Genomic DNA, 261 nt, shown 5'->3' on the forward strand with positions numbered 1-261 from the left:
GAATGCGACATCGCCAAGGAGATACGGCACGAGACCGCAGGTTGGACAAGCCTGGAAATAGAACTGCTGGTTCCGTTTCCGACAAACACACGCCTGGATCGGCTGCTGGCCAGCGAGGTGAAGATGTCGCGCTCCCGCCTGCAGGCGCTGCACCAACAGGGCGTCTGTCGAATGGAGCCCAACCGGGCAGACATCATGCGGCGGCGCATCAGGAATGGCACCCTCGTCATGATCGATCTCGCCACGGAGGCCGAGCGGGAG

The 261-nt window shown here is 62.5% G+C and carries 1 protein-coding gene; it reads left to right on the forward strand.

The window, feature by feature from the left end; genetic code table 11:
* Positions 1-261 (forward strand): DUF1062 domain-containing protein (locus tag EOD29_RS32770; RefSeq protein WP_127248855.1); only part of this gene is annotated, 261 nt, incomplete at both ends.

Source organism: Mesorhizobium sp. M1A.T.Ca.IN.004.03.1.1 (genome assembly GCF_003997555.1).
Classification (GTDB): Bacteria; Pseudomonadota; Alphaproteobacteria; order Rhizobiales; family Rhizobiaceae; genus Mesorhizobium.